Genomic DNA, 18,565 nt, shown 5'->3' with positions numbered 1-18,565 from the left:
TGCCTCAGCGGCAGGCCCAGCACCCCGCCCAACAGCCGTGGGCGCCGGCGCGGGAGCGCGGACGGGGGCGGTGCGGCGCGATGTCGGTGTGCCGGGCGCCCGCGCCGGTGGTCCGGGCGACGAGGCAGGCGAGAACGACCGCGACGGCGGCCAGCTCCTCGGGGCCGGGGTGTCCCCGGTGGATCCGGAACAGTCCGGTCGCGGGGGCGGGTTCGTCCCGCGCGGCGGCGCCCGCGTCGACCGGGGCCTCGACGGGGGCCCCGGTCAGGGCCTCGACCGGGGGCTCGGCGGCCGGTTCGGCGGTGGGTTCGGCGGTGGGTTCGGCGGCCGGGCGGGCCGGGGGCCGCGCGGCCGGGCGGTGCGCCGGCTCGGTCACCGGGGCGGCGACGGCGCCGTCGGCGCCGAGGGTGGTGGTGGCGCCGACGGATATGCGGGTGCCGAGGGAGGCGGACGTGGGGGCGGACATCGGGTCGGCTATGCGCATCGGCTCGGCCTCTCGTCGGGCGACCCCCCTGGCCCTGCCGGGTCCTCGTCGCAGTGCCGCCGCGGCGGCACCAGGTCGACGACGGCTCGCCGGGCCCCGTCGGACCGTCGGGTCCGAGTGCTGACGACGCTACGAGCCGGACCGGGGCCTGTCGTGCCGGGGGGCTTCGTCCACACCCATCCGTGCGACACGCCCGGGTCGCGCGGGCGCCGGTACCGGGGCGGCGCCATCGGCCGGCGCGGCGGCCGGAGCCGGCGCGAGGACGCTCCCCAGCAGGATCCCGCCCACGGTCAGCAGCAGGCCGCACAGCTGCCGCGCCGTCAGGCTCTCGCCGGCGACCACCGTGCCCAGCAGCACCCCCGTCACCGGGTTGAGCAGCCCCAGCAGCCCGACGGCGGCCGCCGGCAACCGGCGCAATCCGGCGAACCAGGCGCTGAAGGCCAGGGCGGTCGCCACCAGGACCACGTAGGCGAACCCGAGCAGGGCCCGGCCGTCGAGGGCCGGCGGCGCGCCCTCCACCAGGGCCGCGAGCGGCAACAGTACGAGGGCGCCGCCGAGCAGTTGCCAGGCGGCCGAGGCGAGGACCCCGGCGCCGGCGCTCCACCGCTTGGCCAGGACCAGCCCCAGGCAGGACATGGCCATGGCGGCGACGGAGGCCGCCACCCCCAGGGGATCGGCCGGGGCGCCGCCGGTGAACAGCATCAGCGCCACCCCGCCCACGCCCAGCCCCGCGCCCGCCAGGTGCCGTGCCCGCGGCCGTTCCCCCACCAGGGGCCAGGCCAGCAGCATCAGGACCAGCGGGGCCGTCGCCATCACGGTGGCGGCCACGCTCGTCGGCAGCCGCTGCGCGGCCACGTACACCAGGGCGAAGAAGCCGCCCATGTTGAGCACCCCCAGCAGCAGCGACTTCCACCACCAGGACCCGGTCGGCAGCCTGCGGCACACGGCCAGCAGCAGCAGCCCGGCGGGCAGCGCCCGGATCGCCGCCCCGTAGAGCGGGTGCCCCTCCGGGAGGAAGGCCCGGGTCACGTAGTAGTTGGCGCCCCAGGCGACGGGGGCGATCGCGGTCACCAGCGACCACCGCATATTGGCTTCCATGGAAGACATAGTAGCTTCCGTGGAAGCTATGCTGGAGGGGTGAACCGAAACAGCCACCCGACCCCCGCCGGATCCGCCCCGGAGGAGCCGCGTCCCCCGCTGGACCACGTGGCCCGCATCCAGGCCGAATGGGCCCGTGAACGCCCGGATCTCGACGTCGCCCCACAGGGGGTGATCGGCCGCCTGCACCGCCTCGGCCTGCTCCTCACCGACCGCCTCACCCCCGTCTACCAGCGCCACGGGCTGGGCGAGGGGGAGTTCGACGTCCTCGCCGCCCTGCGCCGCGCGGGCGAACCCTACGAGCGGGCCCCGGGTGAACTGGCCGCCCACACCATGGTCACCACCGGCGCGATGACCAAGCGGATCGACCGGCTGGAGCGGGCCGGACTCGTCGCCCGCCGCCGCGCCGCCGACGACGGCCGCGGCCGCGTCGTCGCCCTCACCCCGGCCGGCCGCGAGGTGATCGACCGGGCCTTCACCGAGCACATGCGCAACGAGCGGGCCCTCCTCGACGACCTGACGGCGGACGAGGCCGCCGCCCTGGAAGCGCTGCTCACCACCTGGCTGACCCGGCTCGAACCGCCGAAACGATGACGCGGCCCGGTCCCGACGGGGCCGCGCTCCCCCAGCGCACGCCCAGCTTCACCCACTCGGCCGTACTGGGCACGCCGCGCCCGTCCAGCAGGAACAGCATGTAGTAGCCGGGCGGCGCGTCCGCCGGCGACGGCGGGGTGCGCAGCGCGATCCGGTCGCCGCGCACGTCCGTCACGCGCAGCTCCAGGTGGCGCTGGCTCGTGTTCACGGAGTGCGTGACCGTCGTCGGCGCGAGCAGCACGGCCCGACGGACGGCGGCGGCGGTCGTGCTGCGGACCTCGAAGGCGCTGTCGTGGGCGAGTTCGCCCCGGGGCGCCGCGTCGAGCGCCGGGCGGGAGCCGCCCCGGTGCAGGTACGCCGGCTCGTACAGCTCGATGCTGCCGTCCATCGGGTCCGTGATGTCGGGGTCGTTGGCGATCTGCTGGAGTTCGTCGCCGGTCACCATCACCCGGCCGTCGGGCAGCACGAGCGCGTTCGAGTGGTAGCCGCGCGGAAGGCGTTGGACGGGGCCGAGCCTCCAGTGCCCGTTCGCGTCGCGCAGCTCGGTGTGCCGGTACTTGAGGTCGGCCTTCGGGTTGAACGGCCCGTGTCCGTAGTCGCGGGTGCTCAGTGCCCCGTTGACGGTGAGCAGCGTGGCGTCCGGCAGGATCAGCGTGTCGTCCTGGGTGCGGCCGAAGGCGCGGGGTTCCTCGGTGGTCCAGCCCGTGGGGGAGAGCCGGTAGGTGTTCGGGTCGAGCGGATCGCCGCCGAGGACCAGGACGGAGTCCGGTCCGCGCAGCCCGGCCGGCAGCGGCACGGCCGAACCGTAGCCGCGGAAGTCGGCGGGGCGTCGGGGCAGGTCCCGACGGGTCTCGCGGACGGGGTCGAACAGCCACTGCTGGTCGGCGTCCCGGCCCAGTCCGTAGATCATGCCGTCGCGCAGCGAGAACAGGTGCGGGTAGTCGCCCCGGAACGGCGCGTCGGCCCCGAACCGCTCCGGGGCGACGTCCTGCGGGATGTCGTACGGGCGCCACGGCACGGGCAGTCGCTTCGCGGGGAAGCGCTCCACCACGGGGGTGGGCGTGCCCGTGCCGCGCTCGGACTGGCCCGACACGATGATCTGGCGGCCGTCGGCGCCGGTGACGACCGAGGGGTACCACCGACCGACGGCCATGTCCCGGTTGCGGTACCAGAGCTCGGTCCACGGGTCGAACACGAAGGAGAGCCGCGCCCCGCTGCCGCCCTTGCCGCCGGTGTTCCCGCCGAACACGGCGAGCATCCCGTTGGGCAGGAAGGCGTGGCCGGCGCAGAAGAAGGGTGCGGGGCGCGGGGCGTGCGTACCGTCGGGCATCAGCACGGTCGGTGGCCTGACCTCCTTGAAGGCGGAGGCGCCGGTACCCCGGGCGGGGTCCCACAGGAAGGCGCGGCCCGCGTTGGTGGGCCCGATCCGGTCGGTGGGGCCGGTCTCCTTGGTGGGATCGACCTCCACCCGCTCGAAGGAGAAGAGGAGCACCTTGCCGGTGGGGAGCTGGGCGAGGTGGACGCCGAAGTCGGGGGAGGGGAAGAACTGCGCGAACCGGCCCGACAGCGCGGGAGGGTGGGCCTCGTTGGTCAGCGCCTGGGAGCGGGTCAGCGCGGCGAGGCTCGCGGTGCGGGTGGACTGCGCGTAGCCGCCCGTGCCCCGCGCGGCGCGGCGCCGTTCGGCGTGGGCGCGGGCGTGCTCCTCGCCCAGCGCCGCGCGCTCGCCTGCCGTCGCCGCGTCGGCATCGGCATCGGCGTGGGTGTGGGTGCCGGCGGTGTGGGCGGGACCCGAGTCGGCCGGGGCGCAGAAGGCGGGGAGGGCCGCCGTCGTGGCGAGGGCCAGGGCGCAGAGGAGGACCGTGGCGGAGCGTGCGGCGGGCCGGCGTGCTCGGGACATGCGACTCCTCGGTGTGCGGCGGCGCGGACCGGAGGGAGGTCATGCTAGAAGATCCGTCACATATCGCCCGATACGGCGCGACGGCTTCACCGGAGCGCCGCCGGCCGGGCGGCCGCCCGTACCACGAGAAAAGCCCCGGACGAATTGACGTCCAGGGCTCGCATGCGCGTATATTTGATGGTTCACGACTTCATTTCAAAGAAGGCGTGGGGCAGTCTTACGGGTGCATCGTATCGCGCAGGGAGCGGCTTTGTCAAACATCGAATTCCAGGACGAGCAACAATTCGTCACGGGGCTGTACGAGCGCCTCGAAAATCTGCGCGATGATGCCGAACACGCTGTTCAGAGCGCCCTGCGTCAGGGCGCGGGCGGATTCCAGGCGCGTCTGGAAAGGGACGTCCTCGTCGCGGAGCAGTCCGGTCTCCTTTCCGTCCTGAACGCGGCCGAACACGGTCTCTGTTTCGGCCGCCTCGATTTCTCCGACGGGCGCCACCACCACATCGGCCGCATCGGAATCCGTCAGGACGACGCCGAGCGCACCCCCCTCGTTCTCGACTGGCGTGCCGAGCGCGCCCGCCCCTTCTACCTCGCGACGGGCCACGTCCCGATGGGCCTGCGCCGCCGCCGGCACATCACCCTCCAGGGCCGCCGCGTCACCGCCCTGCACGACGAGATCCTCGACCTCACCGACACCGAGCGGACCGGCTACGAGGGCGCCGACGCGGACGCCGTCCTGCTCGCCGCCCTCGACGCCGCCCGGACCGGACGCATGCACGACATCGTGCGGACCATCCAGGCCGAACAGGACCGCGTCATCCGCTCGCCCCACCAGGGCGTCCTGGTCGTGGAGGGCGGCCCGGGCACCGGCAAGACCGCCGTCGCGCTGCACCGCGCCGCCTACCTGCTCTACGCCCACCGCGAGCTCCTCGCCAAACGCGGCGTGCTGATCGTCGGACCCAACCCCTCCTTCCTCGACTACATCGGCGAGGTGCTGCCCGCCCTCGGCGAGACCGGCGTCCTGCTCGCCGCCCCCGGAGACCTCTTCCCCGGCGTCCGCGCCACCGGCGCCGACCGCCCGGGAGCCGCGGCCGTCAAGGGACGTGCCTCCATGGCCGAGGTCCTGGCCAGGGTCGTCGCCGACCGGCAGACCCTCCCCGAGGAGGTGCCCGCCGGCAGCGGCGAGGACAGCGCCGTCGTCCCCGAACCGGCCCTGGAGATCGAGCACGACGGCTACGGCACCCTCCTGCTGGACCGCGCCATCGCCCACGAGGCCCGCGACCGGGCCCGCGCCAGCGGCCTGCCGCACAACCCCGCCCGCCCCTACTTCGCGTTCTCGGTCATCGACGCGCTGACCGCGCAGCTCGCCGACCGGCTCGGCGCCGACCCCTACGGCGGGCCCAACCTGCTCGGCCCGGACGACATCGCGCAGCTCGGCAAGGAGATCGCCACCAGCCGCGAGGTACACGCCGCCATCGACGTCCTGTGGCCCCACCTCACCCCCCAGCGGCTCGTCGCCGACTTCCTGGCCGACCCCACCCACCTCGGCGAGGAGGACGCCGCGCTGATCCGGCGCACCTCGGGGCAGTGGACCCCCGCCGACGTCCCCCTCCTCGACGAGGCCGCCGAACTGCTCGGCGTGGACGACAGCGCGCAGCGGGCCGCCGCCGAACGCGCCCGGCTGGAGCGCGTCGCGTACGCGCAGGGAGTCCTCGACCTCAACCGAGGTTCCGACTCCTACGAGTTCGAGGACCAGGAGAACGAGTACCTGGCCGCCCACGACATCATCGACGCCGAACGCATGGCGGAGCGGCACGAGGAGGCCGACCACCGCACGACGGCCGAACGCGCGGCCGCCGACCGCACCTGGGCCTTCGGACACGTCATCGTCGACGAGGCGCAGGAACTCTCCGAGATGGCCTGGCGGCTGCTCATGCGCCGCTGTCCCACCCGCTCCATGACCCTGGTCGGCGACCCCGCCCAGACCGGTGACGAGGCGGGCTGCGGCTCCTGGGAACGGATCCTGGAGCCGTACGCCGCCGACCGCTGGGACCGGGTCCGACTCGAGGTCAACTACCGAACGCCCGCAGAGATCATGGAGCTCGCCGCCGGCGTGCTCCGGGCCCACCACCCCGACTTCGAACCCCCGCGCTCGGTCCGCACCACCGGCACGGCCCCCGTCGTCAGGGCCGCCGAGGACCTTCCCGCGGCCGTCGCCGGGGCCGTCCGCGAGGTCGCCCCGGAGCGGGGCCGGCTCGCGGTCATCGCCCCGCGCCCCCTGCACCCCGCGATCGCCGCCGAACTGCCCGGCGTCCGGGCGGGAGACGACCCCGACCTCACCCGGCCGGTCGTCCTGCTGGACCCGAGCCGGGCCAAGGGGCTGGAGTTCGACACGGTCGTCGTGGTCGAGCCCGCCCACCTGCGGCCGAGCGACCTCTACGTGGCCCTCACCCGCGCCACCCAACACCTGGTGGTGCTGCACGCGGAGCCCCTGCCCGCGGGGCTGACCGGCTGACGCACCGGCGAACTCCGGCCACGGGTGGGCCATGTGGCCGGTTCGGGCGGCCGCCGCGCGCGTTCACGGTCGTACTGTGACCGAATGCCTGTAGTCGACATCAGTTCCCATGCCGAGGAATTCAACGCGGACCCGTACCCCTTCTACGCGGCGCTGCGCGCGGCCGGCCCGGTCCACCGGGTCGGCCCCGACACCTCCGTCACCCCCGACGGCGGCCCCTACTGGCTCGTCGTCGGCCACGAGGAGGCCCGCCAGGCCCTGACGCACCCCGCGATCCTGAAGGACTGGCGCACCTCCGGGCTGTACCCGGACATCGAGCCGACCGCCGCCAACTCCAACATGCTCGAATCCGACCCGCCCCACCACACCCGCCTGCGCCGCCTGGTGGCCCGCGAGTTCACCGCGCGCCGGGTGGAGGCCCTGCGCCCGCGCGTGCGGCAGGTCACCGAGGAACTCGTCGACGCGATGGCCGCCCGCCCGGGCCGCTCCGCCGACCTGATCGAGGCCCTCGCCTTCCCGCTGCCGATGACGGTGATCTGCGAACTGCTCGGCGTGCCCGACCTGGACCGCGAACGCTTCCGCCAGTGGTCCAACGAGGTCGTGGCGCCGCGCTCCGTGGACGCCAACGGCGAGGCGCACGTCCAACTGAGCGCGTACCTGGCCGACCTCGTCGAGGCCAAGGCCCACACCCCCGGCGAGGACCTGCTCAGCGCACTGATCCGCACCCGCGACGAGGACGGCGACTCGCTCTCCGCCGACGAACTGATCGGCATGGCCTTCCTGCTGCTGATCGCCGGCCACGAGACCACCGTCAACCTCATCGGCAACGGCGTGCGCGCCCTGCTCGAACACCCCGGGCAACTCGCCGCGCTGCGCGCCGACTACGACGGGCTCATCGGCGGGGCGGTGGAGGAGATGCTCCGCTACGACGGGCCCGTGCAGAACGCCACCTACCGCTACGCCGCCGAGGACGCGGAGATCGGCGGCGTCGTCATCCCGGCCGGAGCCGTCGTCCTCGTCTCTCTGGCGGGCGCCGACCGGGACTCCGCCCGCTTCGCCGAGGCCGACGTGTTCGACATCCGGCGCGCCCCGCAGGGCCACCTGGCCTTCGGGCACGGCCTGCACTTCTGCATCGGCGCCCCTCTGGCCCGCATGGAGGGACGGATCGCTATCCGCACCCTGTTGGAACGCTTCCCGGACCTCGCGGCGGACCCGGCCGGCGGTCCCCTCGACTGGCTCCCGGGCAGTCTGATGCGCGGGGTGAGCCGGCTCCCGGTGCGCTGGTAACGACGGGCGGGGCGGCGCGCGATCCGGCGGCCGAGGCGGCGCGCGAGGGGCGCGCGCCGCACCCGTCCCAGCCGCCGCGAAGGGCGAACGAGAGCCCTCACGAGCCGTTTTGGATTGTCGGACGAACCTCCATACGATCCAGCGATGATCACAAGAAAACGGCTGGCGGCCGGGGCCTGCGGGCTGTTCGTCGCCTTGACCGCAGGGCTCCTCCCGACGGGCGCCGCAGCTGCCGACGGACCGGCGAAGGAGCCGCCGAAGGTCGAGCTCGTCCTCGACGTCAGCGGCTCGATGCGGGCGAACGACATCGACGGCCAGTCCCGGATGGCCGCCGCGAAACAGGCCTTCAACGAGGTGCTCGACGCGGTGCCCGACGAAGTCCGCCTCGGCATAAGGACGCTGGGCGCCACCTACCCCGGTGACGACCGCAACCTCGGCTGCAAGGACACCCAGCAGCTGTACCCGGTGGGCGCCGTCAACCGCACCGAGGCCAAGACGGCCGTCGCCACCCTCGCCCCCACCGGCTGGACCCCGATCGGCCCCGCGCTGCTCGGCGCGGCCCAGGACCTGGAGGGCGGCAACGCCACCCGCCGGATCGTCCTCATCACGGACGGCGAGGACACCTGCGCCCCGCTGGACCCGTGCGAGATCGCCCGCGAGATCGCGGCCAAGGGCACCCACCTCGTCGTCGACACCCTCGGCCTGGTCCCCGACGCCAAGACCCGAGCCCAGCTGAACTGCATCGCGGAGGCCACGGGCGGCACCTACACCTCCGTGCAGCACACCGCCGAACTGTCCGGCAGGGTCAGACAACTCGTCGACCGCGCGGCCGACCCCGTCGTCACCCCCGTCGCCACCGAGGGCGCCAAGAGCTGCGAGAACGCCCCGAAGCTGGGCGCCGGCCTCTACAGCGACCGCGAGACCTTCGGCGAGCACCGCTGGTACCGGGTCGACGTCCGCCCGGGCCAGGAACTGCGTGCCTCGGTCAGCATCGGCGCCGACCGGGCCGTCAACAACGACTACGGCGTCATGCTGCGCGCCACCACCGACCGCGGCCGGGAGATCGTCCGCGGCTCCGAGGCCGGCGACGGCCGGACCGACGTCCTGTCCACCGGCCTGCGTTACCCGAAGGCCCCGCTCGACGGGGTCGACGGGGACGCGGCCGAGGCGCCCGAGACGGTCTGCCTCCAGGTCAGCAACTCCTTCTCGGCCGGTCCGGCCGTCAAGACCGCGCCCGGCATGCCCGTCGAGCTGACCGTGGACCTGGTCGACGGTCCCGACTCCGGCTCGGACGTGGCCTCGTTCGGACTCGGCCGCGGCTGGTGGCTCCTGGCCGCCCTCACCCTCGCGGGCCTGCTCGCGGGCCTCGTCTGGGGCTGGATCTCGCGCTGGCGCGTCTCCGTCTGGAGGACCAACTGATGCGTACCGTACGCACCCTGACCGCCGCGCTCCTCGCGGCGGGCGCCCTGCTCGGCCCCGCGGCCCCCGCCGCCCCTGCGGCGCCGAGCCCGAAGCCGAGCGACGGCCGGGACGGCTCCGGCCCGACGGAGGCCGGCACCGGCTTCCGCACCGCGACACCCTTCCGGCCGGGCCAGAAGGCCACCGCCTCCGCCTCCACCGGTGACTACCTGTACTGGGTGCTGCCCGCCGACGCCGGCGACCGCGTCACCGTACGGGCGACGGTGACCCTGCCCGAGTCGGCCGTCCGGCACGGTGCGCAGACCTGGCGGGTGGACGTGTACGACGGCCTGCGCCGCCGGCAGGCCTGCACCTACGGGAACCAGAGCGTGACGGTCTCCAAGGAGGCGCGGGAGGCGGAGTTGGCCTGCGTGCTGCGCACGGTCCGCTCCGGTGCCGAGCCCTGGGCCGCCGACCCGCTGCCCGGGAGCTACTACGTGCGCGTGACGGTCTCCGGGGCGCACGAGGAGGACCTCGGCCTGCCGGTCCGCGCGCGCGTCGAGGCCGAGGTGAAGGAGACGGGCGGGGCCGGCGCGGTGGACGCCGCCCTGGCCGAGCCGCTGGTACCCGGCATCGCGACCGCCTCCGAGGCGCAGCGGGAGGCCCGCGCGCCCGAGGACGGCTGGTCCGGCGGCTGGTGGTCGGACCGCTGGATCTGGACGGCGGCCGGCGGTGTCCTCGCGGCCCTCGCGGGCATCTGGGGGTACTCCCTGACCCGGGGTCGGGGCCGTCCGGAGGGGTCCGCGCCGAGGGCCTGAGCCCTCGGGGCCGCCGCGTCCGTGGGGGCGCGGCGGCCCCGGCGGCTCCGGTGAGACAAATGATCACCGACCACGGAGCGTGGGCTATGTTGGAGTACGAGTGACATGAGAAGGAGGCCCTCCGGTGTCATCGGGGCAGCAGGCACGCGCGCAGGCGGCCGCGATCACGCCGAGCGGCGCGGCGCCGGAGCAGGTCAGGGCGCCCGCCGAGCGGCTCCTCGCGCTGTTCGACGGCCGTCGGCTCTCGCCCGGCCAGCGGCGCATCGCCCAGTACCTGATCGACCACCTCACCGAGGCCGCCTTCCTGTCGATCACCGAGCTCGCCGAGCGGGCGGGGGTGAGCCAGCCCTCCGTGACCCGGTTCGCGGCCTCCCTGGGGTTCAGCGGCTACCCGGCGTTGCGCGACGTCCTCCAGCCCATCGCGCTGAGCGCCGTCGCCGGCACCCCCGACAGCAGGGAGCAGATCCGTCACAACGAGCTCCAGGCGGCCGTCGACGCCGAGATCGAGAACCTGGAGAACGTCCGCCGGCTGCTCGCCGACACCAACCAGGTGCTGGAGATCGGCCGCAACCTCGCCCGCTCGGTGCCCCTGACCGTGCTGGGCCTGCGGATCTCGGTCTCCCTCGCGGAGTACTTCGCGTACGCGGCCCGGCGCATCCATCCCGACGTCCGCCTGGTGACGCGGGGCGGCAGCGTGGCCTACGACGCCCTGTTGCAGTCCAGGGCGGCCGGCGGGACCTGGGTGCTGGCCTTCGCCATGCCCCGGCACGCCAACGAGACCCTGGCCGCGCTGCGGGCGGCCCGCAGCACGGGCATGCGCGTCGTGCTCATCAGCGACCCGACGGTGGGTCCCCTGGTGGACGAGGCCGACGTGTCCTTCACCGCCGGTACCGGTTCGCGTCTGGTCTTCGACTCCTACGCGGCCCCCGGAATGCTCTCCGCCGCCCTGCTCCAGGCCATGGCCGACGCCGATCCGGAACGGACGCAGGCCCGCCTCGAACAGTACGAGCAGGCCGCTGACCAGCACGGATTCTTTCTCTGACGCATACCTTCCGCCGGAAGCGGGGCAGGGATATTCACAGCCTCGTCGAGTATGAAATTTTTCATACGCTTGCGTACTCGACGGTATATATGTTTACTGACGGCGGCGCTCGGATCCGACGGATGCCAAGGAGGACGCTCCCCACGTCCTCCTCGAACAGACACACCGGTACGCCGCTCCTCCTCACGGCGAGACCGGGGTGCCAGGTCAAGGCTTTCGGGTCCCCGTAGCGGCGCCCCTGGCGGCCTCGGTCAACCCCTGGGCCGAGGCCGCCCCCCTCACGCAGTGTCTCGATCAGAGTTCGACACCCCTCGGAAGTGACGAGAATGCCCCAGACGGCCACCCTCACGCGCAGCCCGGACTGGCCCCTCCAGGTCAAGGCCCCCGGCACGCACGACTGGGAACGCACCGCGACCCGTTGGCTGCGGGACCTGCTCCCGGCCCGCTACGGCGGCTACCTGACGCTCACCCGTCACCCGGCACTCCTCGCCCGGCACGTGCAGCTGCAACTCCAGCACGAGATGCGGGCCGTGCGCGTGGCCCTGCACACCAGCCGCGCCGACCTGCCGACCATGGGCGTGGCCGAGTCCGTCATCGAGAACGCGATCCGCATGTACGCCATCGAACTCGACCAGCTCGGCCGGCTGTCCCGGGGCGTCCGCCTGGTCTCCGAGGCCCTCCTGACGTCGGCGACCCCGCCGGGCCAGCGCAGGCGCTGACCCGACGGGGCCCATCCGGCCCGTACGTCCGTCGGGGTCGGGCGTCGGTCAGGGCCGACGGTCCCTTCGCGTCAGGCCTGGCACAGGCCGCGCGTCCAGTCGTACGTCGCGGTGGCCTGGGAGTACTTCCACTGCGGGGCCAGCAGGTTCTCCGCCAACTGACCGGCGGCCTCGGGGCTCTCGACCACGTAGCCGAAGTCCTGGAGCCAGGACGGGTAGAGGTTCTTCGAACCGATGTAGAAGGCCGAGCCGTCCACCGAGACCAGCTTGTGGTGCTGGGCGTACGGCTTGCCGTCGGCCCACGTCGCCTTCTCGGACGCGCGGAAGGTGGCCAGCTGGAGGTTCTGGCACATCGCGGCCTTCGAGCGGCCCTCGTCGCCGGTCAGCGCCGTGAGCCGGCCGCGCAGCGCGTCGCTCACCTCGGACAGCGACTTGATCTGGGAGTAGCCGTCACTGCCGATCGCGCCGCGGTTGGCCGGGTCGCTGACGACGATGCGGACCTTCACGCCGGCCACGAGCTTCGCGGCGAGCGCGTCGTAGAGCCGCACGTCGTAGCGGGGCAGCGGCGGGCAGGTCGCGTTCACGTCCTGCTGGGAGATCTCGATGTGCGAGGTGGCGCCGGCGACCAGGGCGCGCAGGGCGCTCTCCTCCGGGTTGACGGTGTCGTAGTCCCGGTCGGTGTTGGTGAGGTCGCGCACGCCGACGATCCCGCACTTGGTGTCGGGCGCCGTCGGCAGGGTGGGACGGAACGTCGAGGTCGGGTCGTTCTGGCGGATGCCGACGCCGAGGCCGCCGACCGCGAGGGCCGGGACGTTCCCGCCGCCCGCGGGGGCCGGGTCGCGGGGCAGGGTCGCAAGGCAGCCGGCGCCGTTCGTGGAGGCGAACCAGACGCTCGACCAGCTGCTCTTGTTGCGGCAGGTCCAGTCCCAGAGGGTGTCGAGGTAGCGGCCGGCCGAACCGGCCGCCGGACCCGACAGCGCGAGGTCGACGTCGTTCACCGGGTGCGCGGTGTCGAGGTAGTCGTCCTTCCAGCTGTTGATGCCGCCGGTGATGACCGAAGCGCCGTCCACGACCACCAGCTTGGAGTGGTTCCAGGAGAAGCTCGTCTTCGAGGTCGTCATCGACGCCACGTTGAGGGTGATGTTCGCGGCGGCCGGGCCCAGCTTGGCGACCAGCTCGTCGCGGTAGGAGGACGGGACCACGTTGGCGTGGTAGATCGGCGCGGCGCCGACCATGACGCGCACCTGGAGCCGGTTGCCCCGCTGGACGGACTCCTTCAGGCCGGCCACGATCGCGTCCTGGAATCCACCGTTGGGGAAGGGGGCCAGCGTGGATATGTCCACGCTCTGCCGGGCCCGGGCGATGTCCTCACGGGTCTTGTCGAGGAGCCGGCGCGCACCGGAACGGTCGGCGCAGGTCGGGTCCCCCCAGCAGCCCGGGGTCTGGAGCAGCCAGTCCGAGCCGCCCGGGGTGGAGGCGCCGAGCCGATTGCCCGACGTGCGCTCCCAGACCGAACCCTCCAGGCCGGGCGAGACCTGACGCAGGGTCCGCTCGATGGCGTCGAGGTGCGGGGTGGGGGAGTCGTCGGCGGCGAAGGCCGGGGTGGTGGGCAGTGCGGCGAGGGAGAGCGCGAAGGCGAGGGCCGCCGAGCGCACGATGCGTGCCAATGTGGTTCCTTGCATGGGGGTGGCTCGGGTCGAAGACCCCGGAGTACGGGGCCCGACCTTGATCAACTCGCGCAAGTTACCAGTACGTAGCCCGGCGTTCACCTGGAGCGAGCGGTTCCGGCCACGCCCCGGTCGACCCTCGGGCGGCCCCGCCGCCCGGGGCCGGCCGGATGCGTCCGATCGGATGCGTCTCGGCGCGGCGCGGAACGCCGCCGGGGACACGGAGCCCACCCCGCCCTACCTTCGGGGACTGTTCGCTTCCCCCTGTGAAAGGTGCAGCCATGCGCTCCGTACGCTCCGTCCTCACCGCCCTGGCCGCCGGCGCCATCGTCCTCGGCGGTGCCGGCGCCGCGAGCGCCGACGTGAACGTGGACTTCCGGCCGCAGCCCTCCTACACGATCGTCTTCGGCGACTGGCTCCAGTTCGCCGCCGACGACGTGTTCAACGCGGGCCACGACAACACGGTCGGCTCGAACAACTGACGCCGCCCGCGGCCGATCAGATCCACGGGATCAGGTCGGCCGCGTACCGGTGGGCGCGGAAGACGGAGTTCTGGGCGCCGCGCGAGGACTCCAACCCGGTACCCCGGTCGAACGAACCGAACTCCGGCACGACGAACTCCCAGACCACGTCCCCCTCGGGAGTCACCTCGAAGAGCCGCCCGAAGGAGCCCTCCGCTATGAACGTGTTGCCGTTCGGCAGCCGCTGCGCGCTCGACATGTACGGGCTGAAGAAGTTCTGCGGCGGGTTGTCCTCGTACGACCACACCTCCTCGCCCGTCTTCGGGTCGAGCTCCAGCACCCGCGAGTACGGCACCGAGGTCGTGTCCCGGTAGGTGCCGTTGTCAAACACCAGGATCGTGCCGCCCGGCAGTTCGTGCGGATGGTGCTGCTGCGCCAGCACGTCGGGCCCGATCCGCCAGCGCACGCTGCCGTCGGCCCGGTCGACGGCCACCGTCGTGGACGCGCTGCGGAAGCCCACGATCACGCCCCCGTCGGCGAGTTCGTTCACCGTGTTCGCCATCGGCCAGTGCTCCCGCGCGAAGTGCGGGTTCAGCGGCACCTCCTCGGGATCCAGGTGCTCGATCGCCGCCCAGCGCCACACGATCTCGCCGTCCCAGGTCAGCTCGTACACCACGTCCCCGTAGATCACCCCGCCCGGGGCCTCGGAGCCGGGGATGCCGCCGCGGATGCGGGCGGCGTCGGCGGGCGCCAGCGGCTCCACCGCGCCGATCAGCAGGTTCCCGTTGCGCAGGATCGTCGCGTCGTGGTGGTGGAACGGGTGGCGGACCTCGCGCAGCACCGTCGAGTCGGGTGCGAGGAGTTGGAGGATGCCGCCGTGGTAGACGTCCCAGATGGGGAAGAGGCTCGGTCCCGAGGTGTCCTTGGCGGCGTAGAAGAGCGTGCCGTCGGGCAGGAGCTGCGCCTGCCGGCCCGGCGGGTGCGGGGAGGTCCAGGTGTGCGCGGACCGGCCCTCGATGTCCACGAGGTGGATCACGCCCTCGCTGGTGATCGGCGTGTAGAGGGTGTACCCGCCGAAGCTCCGGGCGGGATCGTGCGCGCGCAGGCCGGTGCCCCGGCGGCGCAGGGTGTTCTGGTCGACGGTCATGGGGAACTCCTCGAATCGGGTGGTCGGGGGAGGGGGATGGGGTGCGGGGACGGGGGCGGAGGTCAGGACACGGTGACGGCGGAGGGGTCGGCGCTCTTGAGCGGGCCGGGCCGCAGTCGTTCCCGCAGGGCCGAGGGGTCGGCGGAACCGGGCAGGGACTGTGCGGCCTTGGCCCAGGCGGCCTCGTCCGCCAACTGGGTCACCAGCTCCGGCGACAGGCTCGCGCCGTAGGTGTAGCGGGGCTGGAAGGCCTCGACGTACGGGGCCTGGAGGGCGCCCTTCGACTGGGCGACGACGGCCGCGCGGGCGGCGGCCGGGTCGGCCGCGGCGGCCTGCTGGGCCCGGAGCACGGCGCGCAGCACCGCGGTGGTCGTCGCGTCGTCCGCCGAGGGCCCGGCGATGAGCAGGGTGCGGGCGGTGTACCCGGAGAAGGGCAGCTCGGCGTAGCGGTCGGCGAGGGCGGTACGGGCGGCCTCGTAGAAGCTGGGGAAGGTGACGCCGGCGTCGACGTCCCCGCGGGCGAGGGCGGCGGGGACCTGGTTCGGGGACAGGTTCACGAGGGTCACGTCCGCCGCCGTCAGCCGGCCCGAGGCCAGCATCCGCGAGAGCGCGTACTCGACGTTCGTGCCCTGCGGGACGCCGATCCGGCGGCCCTTCAGCGCCTCGAAGCCGCCGATGCCCCGGTCGGTCCGGGTCAGCAGGCGCCAGTCCGAGAAGCGCGACAGGTCCGCGACGATCCGTACGTCGCGCCCGGTCAGCGCGGCCGTGACGGCCGGCAGATCGCCGACGACCCCGAACCGCGCCTGACCGCCGAGCACGGCGTTGAGGGCGTCCCGGCCGGTGGGCAGGGTGGTCACGGTGGCGTCGAGGCCCTCCGCCGACCACAACCCGCGCTCCTGCGCCAGGTGGACCGGAGCGCCGCCGAGGTGGTCGCTGCCGGCCAGGGTCACGGCGGCGCGGCCCGCGCCCGAGGGGGATCCGGAGCCGCCGGCGGAACCGTCGCCGCAGGCGCCGACGAGCAGGGAGAACAGGGCGGCCAACGCCACGGCTGCCACCGCGCGGGGTCTGGACGTGGAGCGGGTTGTGGACATGGGAAGGTCCTTCCGGGGACGCGAGGGCCTCGCGGGACGGGAGAGCGGGGTGAGGTGGGGCAGGGAGAAGCGGGGGAAGGGTGGGGCAGGAGGTGAGGCGCGGGTCAGGGGTCAGGGGTCAGGGGGAACCGAGGTGGCGGGCGATCTCCGCCCGCAGCGCGGGGTCGGGCGTCCCGGCGGGCACCGGATGATCGGCCAGCACCCGCCCGGGGGAGCCGCCGAGGACCACGACCCGCTCGGCCAGGGCCAGCGCCTCGTCGATGTCGTGCGTGACGAACAGCACCGTGGTGCCGCTGCGCCGCCACAGCTCCCGCAACAGGTCCTGCATCCGGGTCCGGGTCAGGGCGTCCAGCGCCCCGAACGGCTCGTCCATCAACAGCACTTCGGGCCGCGCCGCCAACGCCCGCGCCAGGGCGACGCGCTGCTGCATGCCACCGGACAACTGCGCGGGGTACTTCTCCGCGCCCTCGGCCAGGCCCACCTCCGCGAGCAGCTCCAGGGCCCGTTCGCGGCGTTCGCCGCGCGTCAGCCCGAGCCGCTTCAGGGCGAACTCGACGTTGCCCCGCGCGGTGCGCCACGGGAACAGCGCGTAGTGCTGGAAGACCACGCCCCGGTCGGGACCCGGCCCGCGCACGGGCTCGCCGCCGGCGCTCACCCGCCCGGCCGCCGGGTGCACGAACCCGGCCACGGTGTTGAGCACCGTGGACTTCCCGCACCCGCTGGGACCCAGCAGCGCCGTGAACGAGCCCGCGGGGAAGACCAGGTCGGTGCGCTCCAGCACCGGGGCCGCGCCGTAGCCGACGGTCAGCCCCTCCAGACGTACCTCGCGGCTCATGACGCGCTCCAGTGCGTGAGGCGACGACCGATGCCGGCCAGCAGCGCGTCCACGGCCACGCCCAGCAGCCCGAGGACGAGCAGCCCCGCGAACATCCGGTCCACGCGCAGGAACTGCCCGTCCACCTGGAGCCGGTAGGCCAACCCGCTGTCGGCCCCGCCCAACTCGGCGGCGACCAGGGCCAGCAGGGCCACGGACGCCCCGTAGCGCAGGGCCGCCAGAAGCGCGGGCGTAGCCGCCGGCAGCAGGACCTCGGTGAAACGCCGGTGGAGCGGCGCCCCCAGCGAGCGGGCGGCCCGCAGGTGCGATACCGGCACGCGCGAGACCCCGTCGTGCACGTACAACCAGACCGCGAGGAGGACGGCGTAGGCGATCAGCAGCCGCTTGGCGTTCTCGCCGATGCCGAACCAGGCGGTCGCCAGCGGCACGAGCGCGATGGCGGGGATGGGCCGCAGGAACGACACCACCGGAGTGACGGCGGCCGACAGCCTCGGCAGGTAGCCGGTGGCGAAGCCGAGGGCGGAGCCGGCCACCGCGCCGATCGCGAACCCCTGACCGGCGCGGGTCAGGCTGGCGCCGAGGTCCGAGGCCAACACCCCGCTGCGGGCGCCGTCCACCAGCGCCGCCGCCGTGGCGGCGGGCGTGGGCAGCAGCCCCGGGGCCACCGCGCCGGACCAGGCGACCAGGGACCAGAGCGCGAGCACCGCGCCGGCCGCGCCGACGGCGGGGCCGAGCCGGCCCGGGGCCCGGCCCGTGGGGGTGGGGGTGGAGTGCACGCGAGGCTCCTCGTTCGTCTCGTACGCGTACGGCGCGACCGACTGGCGCGATGCCGTACATAAGCAGGGTCAATAATTGACCACGCTTATGAAGCTGGTGTTTCAGCAGTACGAAACGTTTCGGGCCCACCCGGGCCCCGAGGGCCGATGAGGTACGTTCACCTGCGTGTCCCGACCCGAACCCACCCCCGAGGCGATCGAGGTAGGCCGGGCGATCCGCGCCTGTCGCACGGCGCGCCGCGTCTCCATGGCCGTGCTCGCCGACCGCTCGGGCCTCTCGCAGCCCTTCCTCAGCCAACTCGAACGGGGGCTGGCCACCCCCAGCCTCAGTTCGATCTACCGCATAGCCGAGGCGCTCGACGTCACCCCCGGCACCTTCCTGCGCCCGCCGGACCGGCCCGGCGTCGTCAGCCACGAGAGCGACCCCCAGGTGATCCGTGTGACGGAGACCGGCGGCCAGGTCGCCCAGGTCCTCATCCCCGGCGGACGCAGCGGCCTGATGGAGGCCTACGAGCACCACTTCGAACCGGGCCGGGGCGAGCGGGGCTGGTTCCACCACCCCGGCGAGGACTTCCTCTACGTCCTGGAGGGCGAGGTCCTCCTGGAGGTCGAGGGGGAGGAACCACTGCTGCTGCGCGCCGGCCAGAGCGCCCACCACCGCGGCGACCTCCCCCACCGCTGCACCCTGCCCACCCCGGACCGGGCCGCCCGTACCCTCCTGGTCATCGCGAACGCCTGA

General features: G+C 73.8%; 18 protein-coding genes. 9 read left to right on the top strand and 9 right to left on the bottom strand.

From position 1 onward, the window contains the following. Positions 1 to 4: 4 nt before the first annotated feature. Positions 5 to 466 (bottom strand): acyl-CoA carboxylase epsilon subunit, encoded by a 462-nt coding sequence (locus tag AB0D01_RS27930; protein WP_363059967.1) that lies wholly within the window; start codon positions 464 to 466, stop codon positions 5 to 7. A gap of 147 nt (positions 467 to 613) precedes the next feature. After that, positions 614 to 1,582: an EamA family transporter gene (locus tag AB0D01_RS27925; protein ID WP_363059965.1), complete on the bottom strand. Its 969-nt coding sequence runs from the start codon at positions 1,580 to 1,582 to the stop codon at positions 614 to 616. Between the two features lie 108 nt (positions 1,583 to 1,690). On the opposite strand from AB0D01_RS27925, the gene AB0D01_RS27920 reads away from it, so the two are divergent. Continuing rightward, positions 1,691 to 2,176: a MarR family transcriptional regulator gene (locus AB0D01_RS27920; protein ID WP_363060029.1), complete on the top strand. Its 486-nt coding sequence runs from the start codon at positions 1,691 to 1,693 to the stop codon at positions 2,174 to 2,176. On the opposite strand, the gene AB0D01_RS27915 is transcribed toward AB0D01_RS27920, so the two are convergent. Both AB0D01_RS27915 and AB0D01_RS27910 read right to left on the bottom strand, forming a co-directional pair. Further along, entirely contained in the window at positions 2,136 to 4,073 is a 1,938-nt protein-coding gene (locus AB0D01_RS27915) for a galactose oxidase-like domain-containing protein (RefSeq protein ID WP_363059963.1), read from the bottom strand. The two genes, AB0D01_RS27920 and AB0D01_RS27915, sit on opposite strands and share 41 nt — an antisense overlap. Positions 4,074 to 4,326: 253 nt before the next feature. Then, positions 4,327 to 4,674: a hypothetical protein gene (locus tag AB0D01_RS27910; protein WP_363059961.1), complete on the bottom strand. Its 348-nt coding sequence runs from the start codon at positions 4,672 to 4,674 to the stop codon at positions 4,327 to 4,329. Between the two features lie 6 nt (positions 4,675 to 4,680). Between AB0D01_RS27910 and AB0D01_RS27905 the strand changes: the two genes are divergently transcribed. From AB0D01_RS27905 to AB0D01_RS27880, 6 genes are all read left to right on the top strand, one after another. Next, the gene (locus tag AB0D01_RS27905) at positions 4,681 to 6,585 is read left to right on the top strand and encodes a UvrD-helicase domain-containing protein (protein WP_363059959.1); all 1,905 of its coding nucleotides are present in this window, start codon (positions 4,681 to 4,683) and stop codon (positions 6,583 to 6,585) included. A gap of 84 nt (positions 6,586 to 6,669) precedes the next feature. Continuing rightward, entirely contained in the window at positions 6,670 to 7,872 is a 1,203-nt protein-coding gene (locus AB0D01_RS27900) for a cytochrome P450 (RefSeq protein WP_363059957.1), read from the top strand. 144 nt (positions 7,873 to 8,016) lie between these two features. Next, on the top strand, positions 8,017 to 9,291 hold the full coding sequence (locus tag AB0D01_RS27895; protein WP_363059955.1) for a VWA domain-containing protein: 1,275 nt from the start codon (positions 8,017 to 8,019) through the stop codon (positions 9,289 to 9,291). Continuing rightward, complete coding sequence (locus AB0D01_RS27890; protein ID WP_363059953.1) at positions 9,291 to 10,088, top strand: hypothetical protein; 798 nt, start codon at positions 9,291 to 9,293, stop codon at positions 10,086 to 10,088. The genes AB0D01_RS27895 and AB0D01_RS27890 overlap by 1 nt, the downstream gene beginning before the upstream one ends. 124 nt (positions 10,089 to 10,212) lie before the next feature. Further along, the gene (locus AB0D01_RS27885) at positions 10,213 to 11,130 is read left to right on the top strand and encodes a MurR/RpiR family transcriptional regulator (protein WP_363059951.1); all 918 of its coding nucleotides are present in this window, start codon (positions 10,213 to 10,215) and stop codon (positions 11,128 to 11,130) included. Positions 11,131 to 11,456: 326 nt separating this feature from the next. Then, the gene (locus AB0D01_RS27880) at positions 11,457 to 11,849 is read left to right on the top strand and encodes a hypothetical protein (protein ID WP_363059949.1); all 393 of its coding nucleotides are present in this window, start codon (positions 11,457 to 11,459) and stop codon (positions 11,847 to 11,849) included. A 71-nt stretch (positions 11,850 to 11,920) separates the two neighbouring features. On the opposite strand, the gene AB0D01_RS27875 is transcribed toward AB0D01_RS27880, so the two are convergent. Continuing rightward, positions 11,921 to 13,516, bottom strand: coding sequence for a phospholipase D-like domain-containing protein (locus AB0D01_RS27875; RefSeq protein WP_363059947.1), 1,596 nt, complete (start codon positions 13,514 to 13,516; stop codon positions 11,921 to 11,923). A gap of 281 nt (positions 13,517 to 13,797) precedes the next feature. Here AB0D01_RS27875 and AB0D01_RS27870 point away from each other — a divergent pair, with 281 nt between their 5' ends. Next, entirely contained in the window at positions 13,798 to 13,998 is a 201-nt protein-coding gene (locus AB0D01_RS27870) for a chaplin (protein ID WP_363059945.1), read from the top strand. 16 nt (positions 13,999 to 14,014) lie between these two features. On the opposite strand, the gene AB0D01_RS27865 is transcribed toward AB0D01_RS27870, so the two are convergent. The 4 genes from AB0D01_RS27865 to AB0D01_RS27850 form a co-directional block, all read right to left on the bottom strand. Next, the gene (locus AB0D01_RS27865; protein WP_363059943.1) at positions 14,015 to 15,124 is read right to left on the bottom strand and encodes an aryl-sulfate sulfotransferase; all 1,110 of its coding nucleotides are present in this window, start codon (positions 15,122 to 15,124) and stop codon (positions 14,015 to 14,017) included. 62 nt (positions 15,125 to 15,186) lie between these two features. Then, positions 15,187 to 16,215 (bottom strand): NrtA/SsuA/CpmA family ABC transporter substrate-binding protein, encoded by a 1,029-nt coding sequence (locus AB0D01_RS27860; protein ID WP_363059941.1) that lies wholly within the window; start codon positions 16,213 to 16,215, stop codon positions 15,187 to 15,189. A 118-nt stretch (positions 16,216 to 16,333) separates the two neighbouring features. Next, positions 16,334 to 17,050, bottom strand: coding sequence for an ABC transporter ATP-binding protein (locus AB0D01_RS27855; RefSeq protein WP_363059939.1), 717 nt, complete (start codon positions 17,048 to 17,050; stop codon positions 16,334 to 16,336). Beyond that, positions 17,047 to 17,826: an ABC transporter permease subunit gene (locus AB0D01_RS27850; RefSeq protein ID WP_363059937.1), complete on the bottom strand. Its 780-nt coding sequence runs from the start codon at positions 17,824 to 17,826 to the stop codon at positions 17,047 to 17,049. Before AB0D01_RS27850 ends, AB0D01_RS27855 begins: the two co-directional genes overlap by 4 nt. Positions 17,827 to 17,992: 166 nt before the next feature. Between AB0D01_RS27850 and AB0D01_RS27845 the strand changes: the two genes are divergently transcribed. Beyond that, positions 17,993 to 18,565, top strand: coding sequence for a helix-turn-helix domain-containing protein (locus AB0D01_RS27845; protein WP_363059935.1), 573 nt, complete (start codon positions 17,993 to 17,995; stop codon positions 18,563 to 18,565).

This window comes from Streptomyces sp. NPDC048606 (genome assembly GCF_040650855.1).
Lineage (GTDB): Bacteria > Actinomycetota > Actinomycetes > Streptomycetales > Streptomycetaceae > Streptomyces.
The sequence above is the reverse complement of the archived record's forward strand: the minus strand, read 5'-3'. Positions and strand labels throughout refer to the sequence as shown.

Coding starts and splice junctions, on each gene's coding strand:
- AB0D01_RS27930 (WP_363059967.1), bottom strand. CDS start 466: ATGTCCGCCCCCACGTCCGCCTCCCTCGGCACCCGCATATCCGTCGGC.
- AB0D01_RS27925 (WP_363059965.1), bottom strand. CDS start 1,582: ATGGAAGCCAATATGCGGTGGTCGCTGGTGACCGCGATCGCCCCCGTC.
- AB0D01_RS27915 (WP_363059963.1), bottom strand. CDS start 4,073: ATGTCCCGAGCACGCCGGCCCGCCGCACGCTCCGCCACGGTCCTCCTC.
- AB0D01_RS27905 (WP_363059959.1), top strand. CDS start 4,681: ATGGGCCTGCGCCGCCGCCGGCACATCACCCTCCAGGGCCGCCGCGTC.
- AB0D01_RS27900 (WP_363059957.1), top strand. CDS start 6,670: ATGCCTGTAGTCGACATCAGTTCCCATGCCGAGGAATTCAACGCGGAC.
- AB0D01_RS27895 (WP_363059955.1), top strand. CDS start 8,017: ATGATCACAAGAAAACGGCTGGCGGCCGGGGCCTGCGGGCTGTTCGTC.
- AB0D01_RS27890 (WP_363059953.1), top strand. CDS start 9,291: ATGCGTACCGTACGCACCCTGACCGCCGCGCTCCTCGCGGCGGGCGCC.
- AB0D01_RS27880 (WP_363059949.1), top strand. CDS start 11,457: ATGCCCCAGACGGCCACCCTCACGCGCAGCCCGGACTGGCCCCTCCAG.
- AB0D01_RS27870 (WP_363059945.1), top strand. CDS start 13,798: ATGCGCTCCGTACGCTCCGTCCTCACCGCCCTGGCCGCCGGCGCCATC.
- AB0D01_RS27865 (WP_363059943.1), bottom strand. CDS start 15,124: ATGACCGTCGACCAGAACACCCTGCGCCGCCGGGGCACCGGCCTGCGC.
- AB0D01_RS27860 (WP_363059941.1), bottom strand. CDS start 16,215: ATGTCCACAACCCGCTCCACGTCCAGACCCCGCGCGGTGGCAGCCGTG.
- AB0D01_RS27855 (WP_363059939.1), bottom strand. CDS start 17,050: ATGAGCCGCGAGGTACGTCTGGAGGGGCTGACCGTCGGCTACGGCGCG.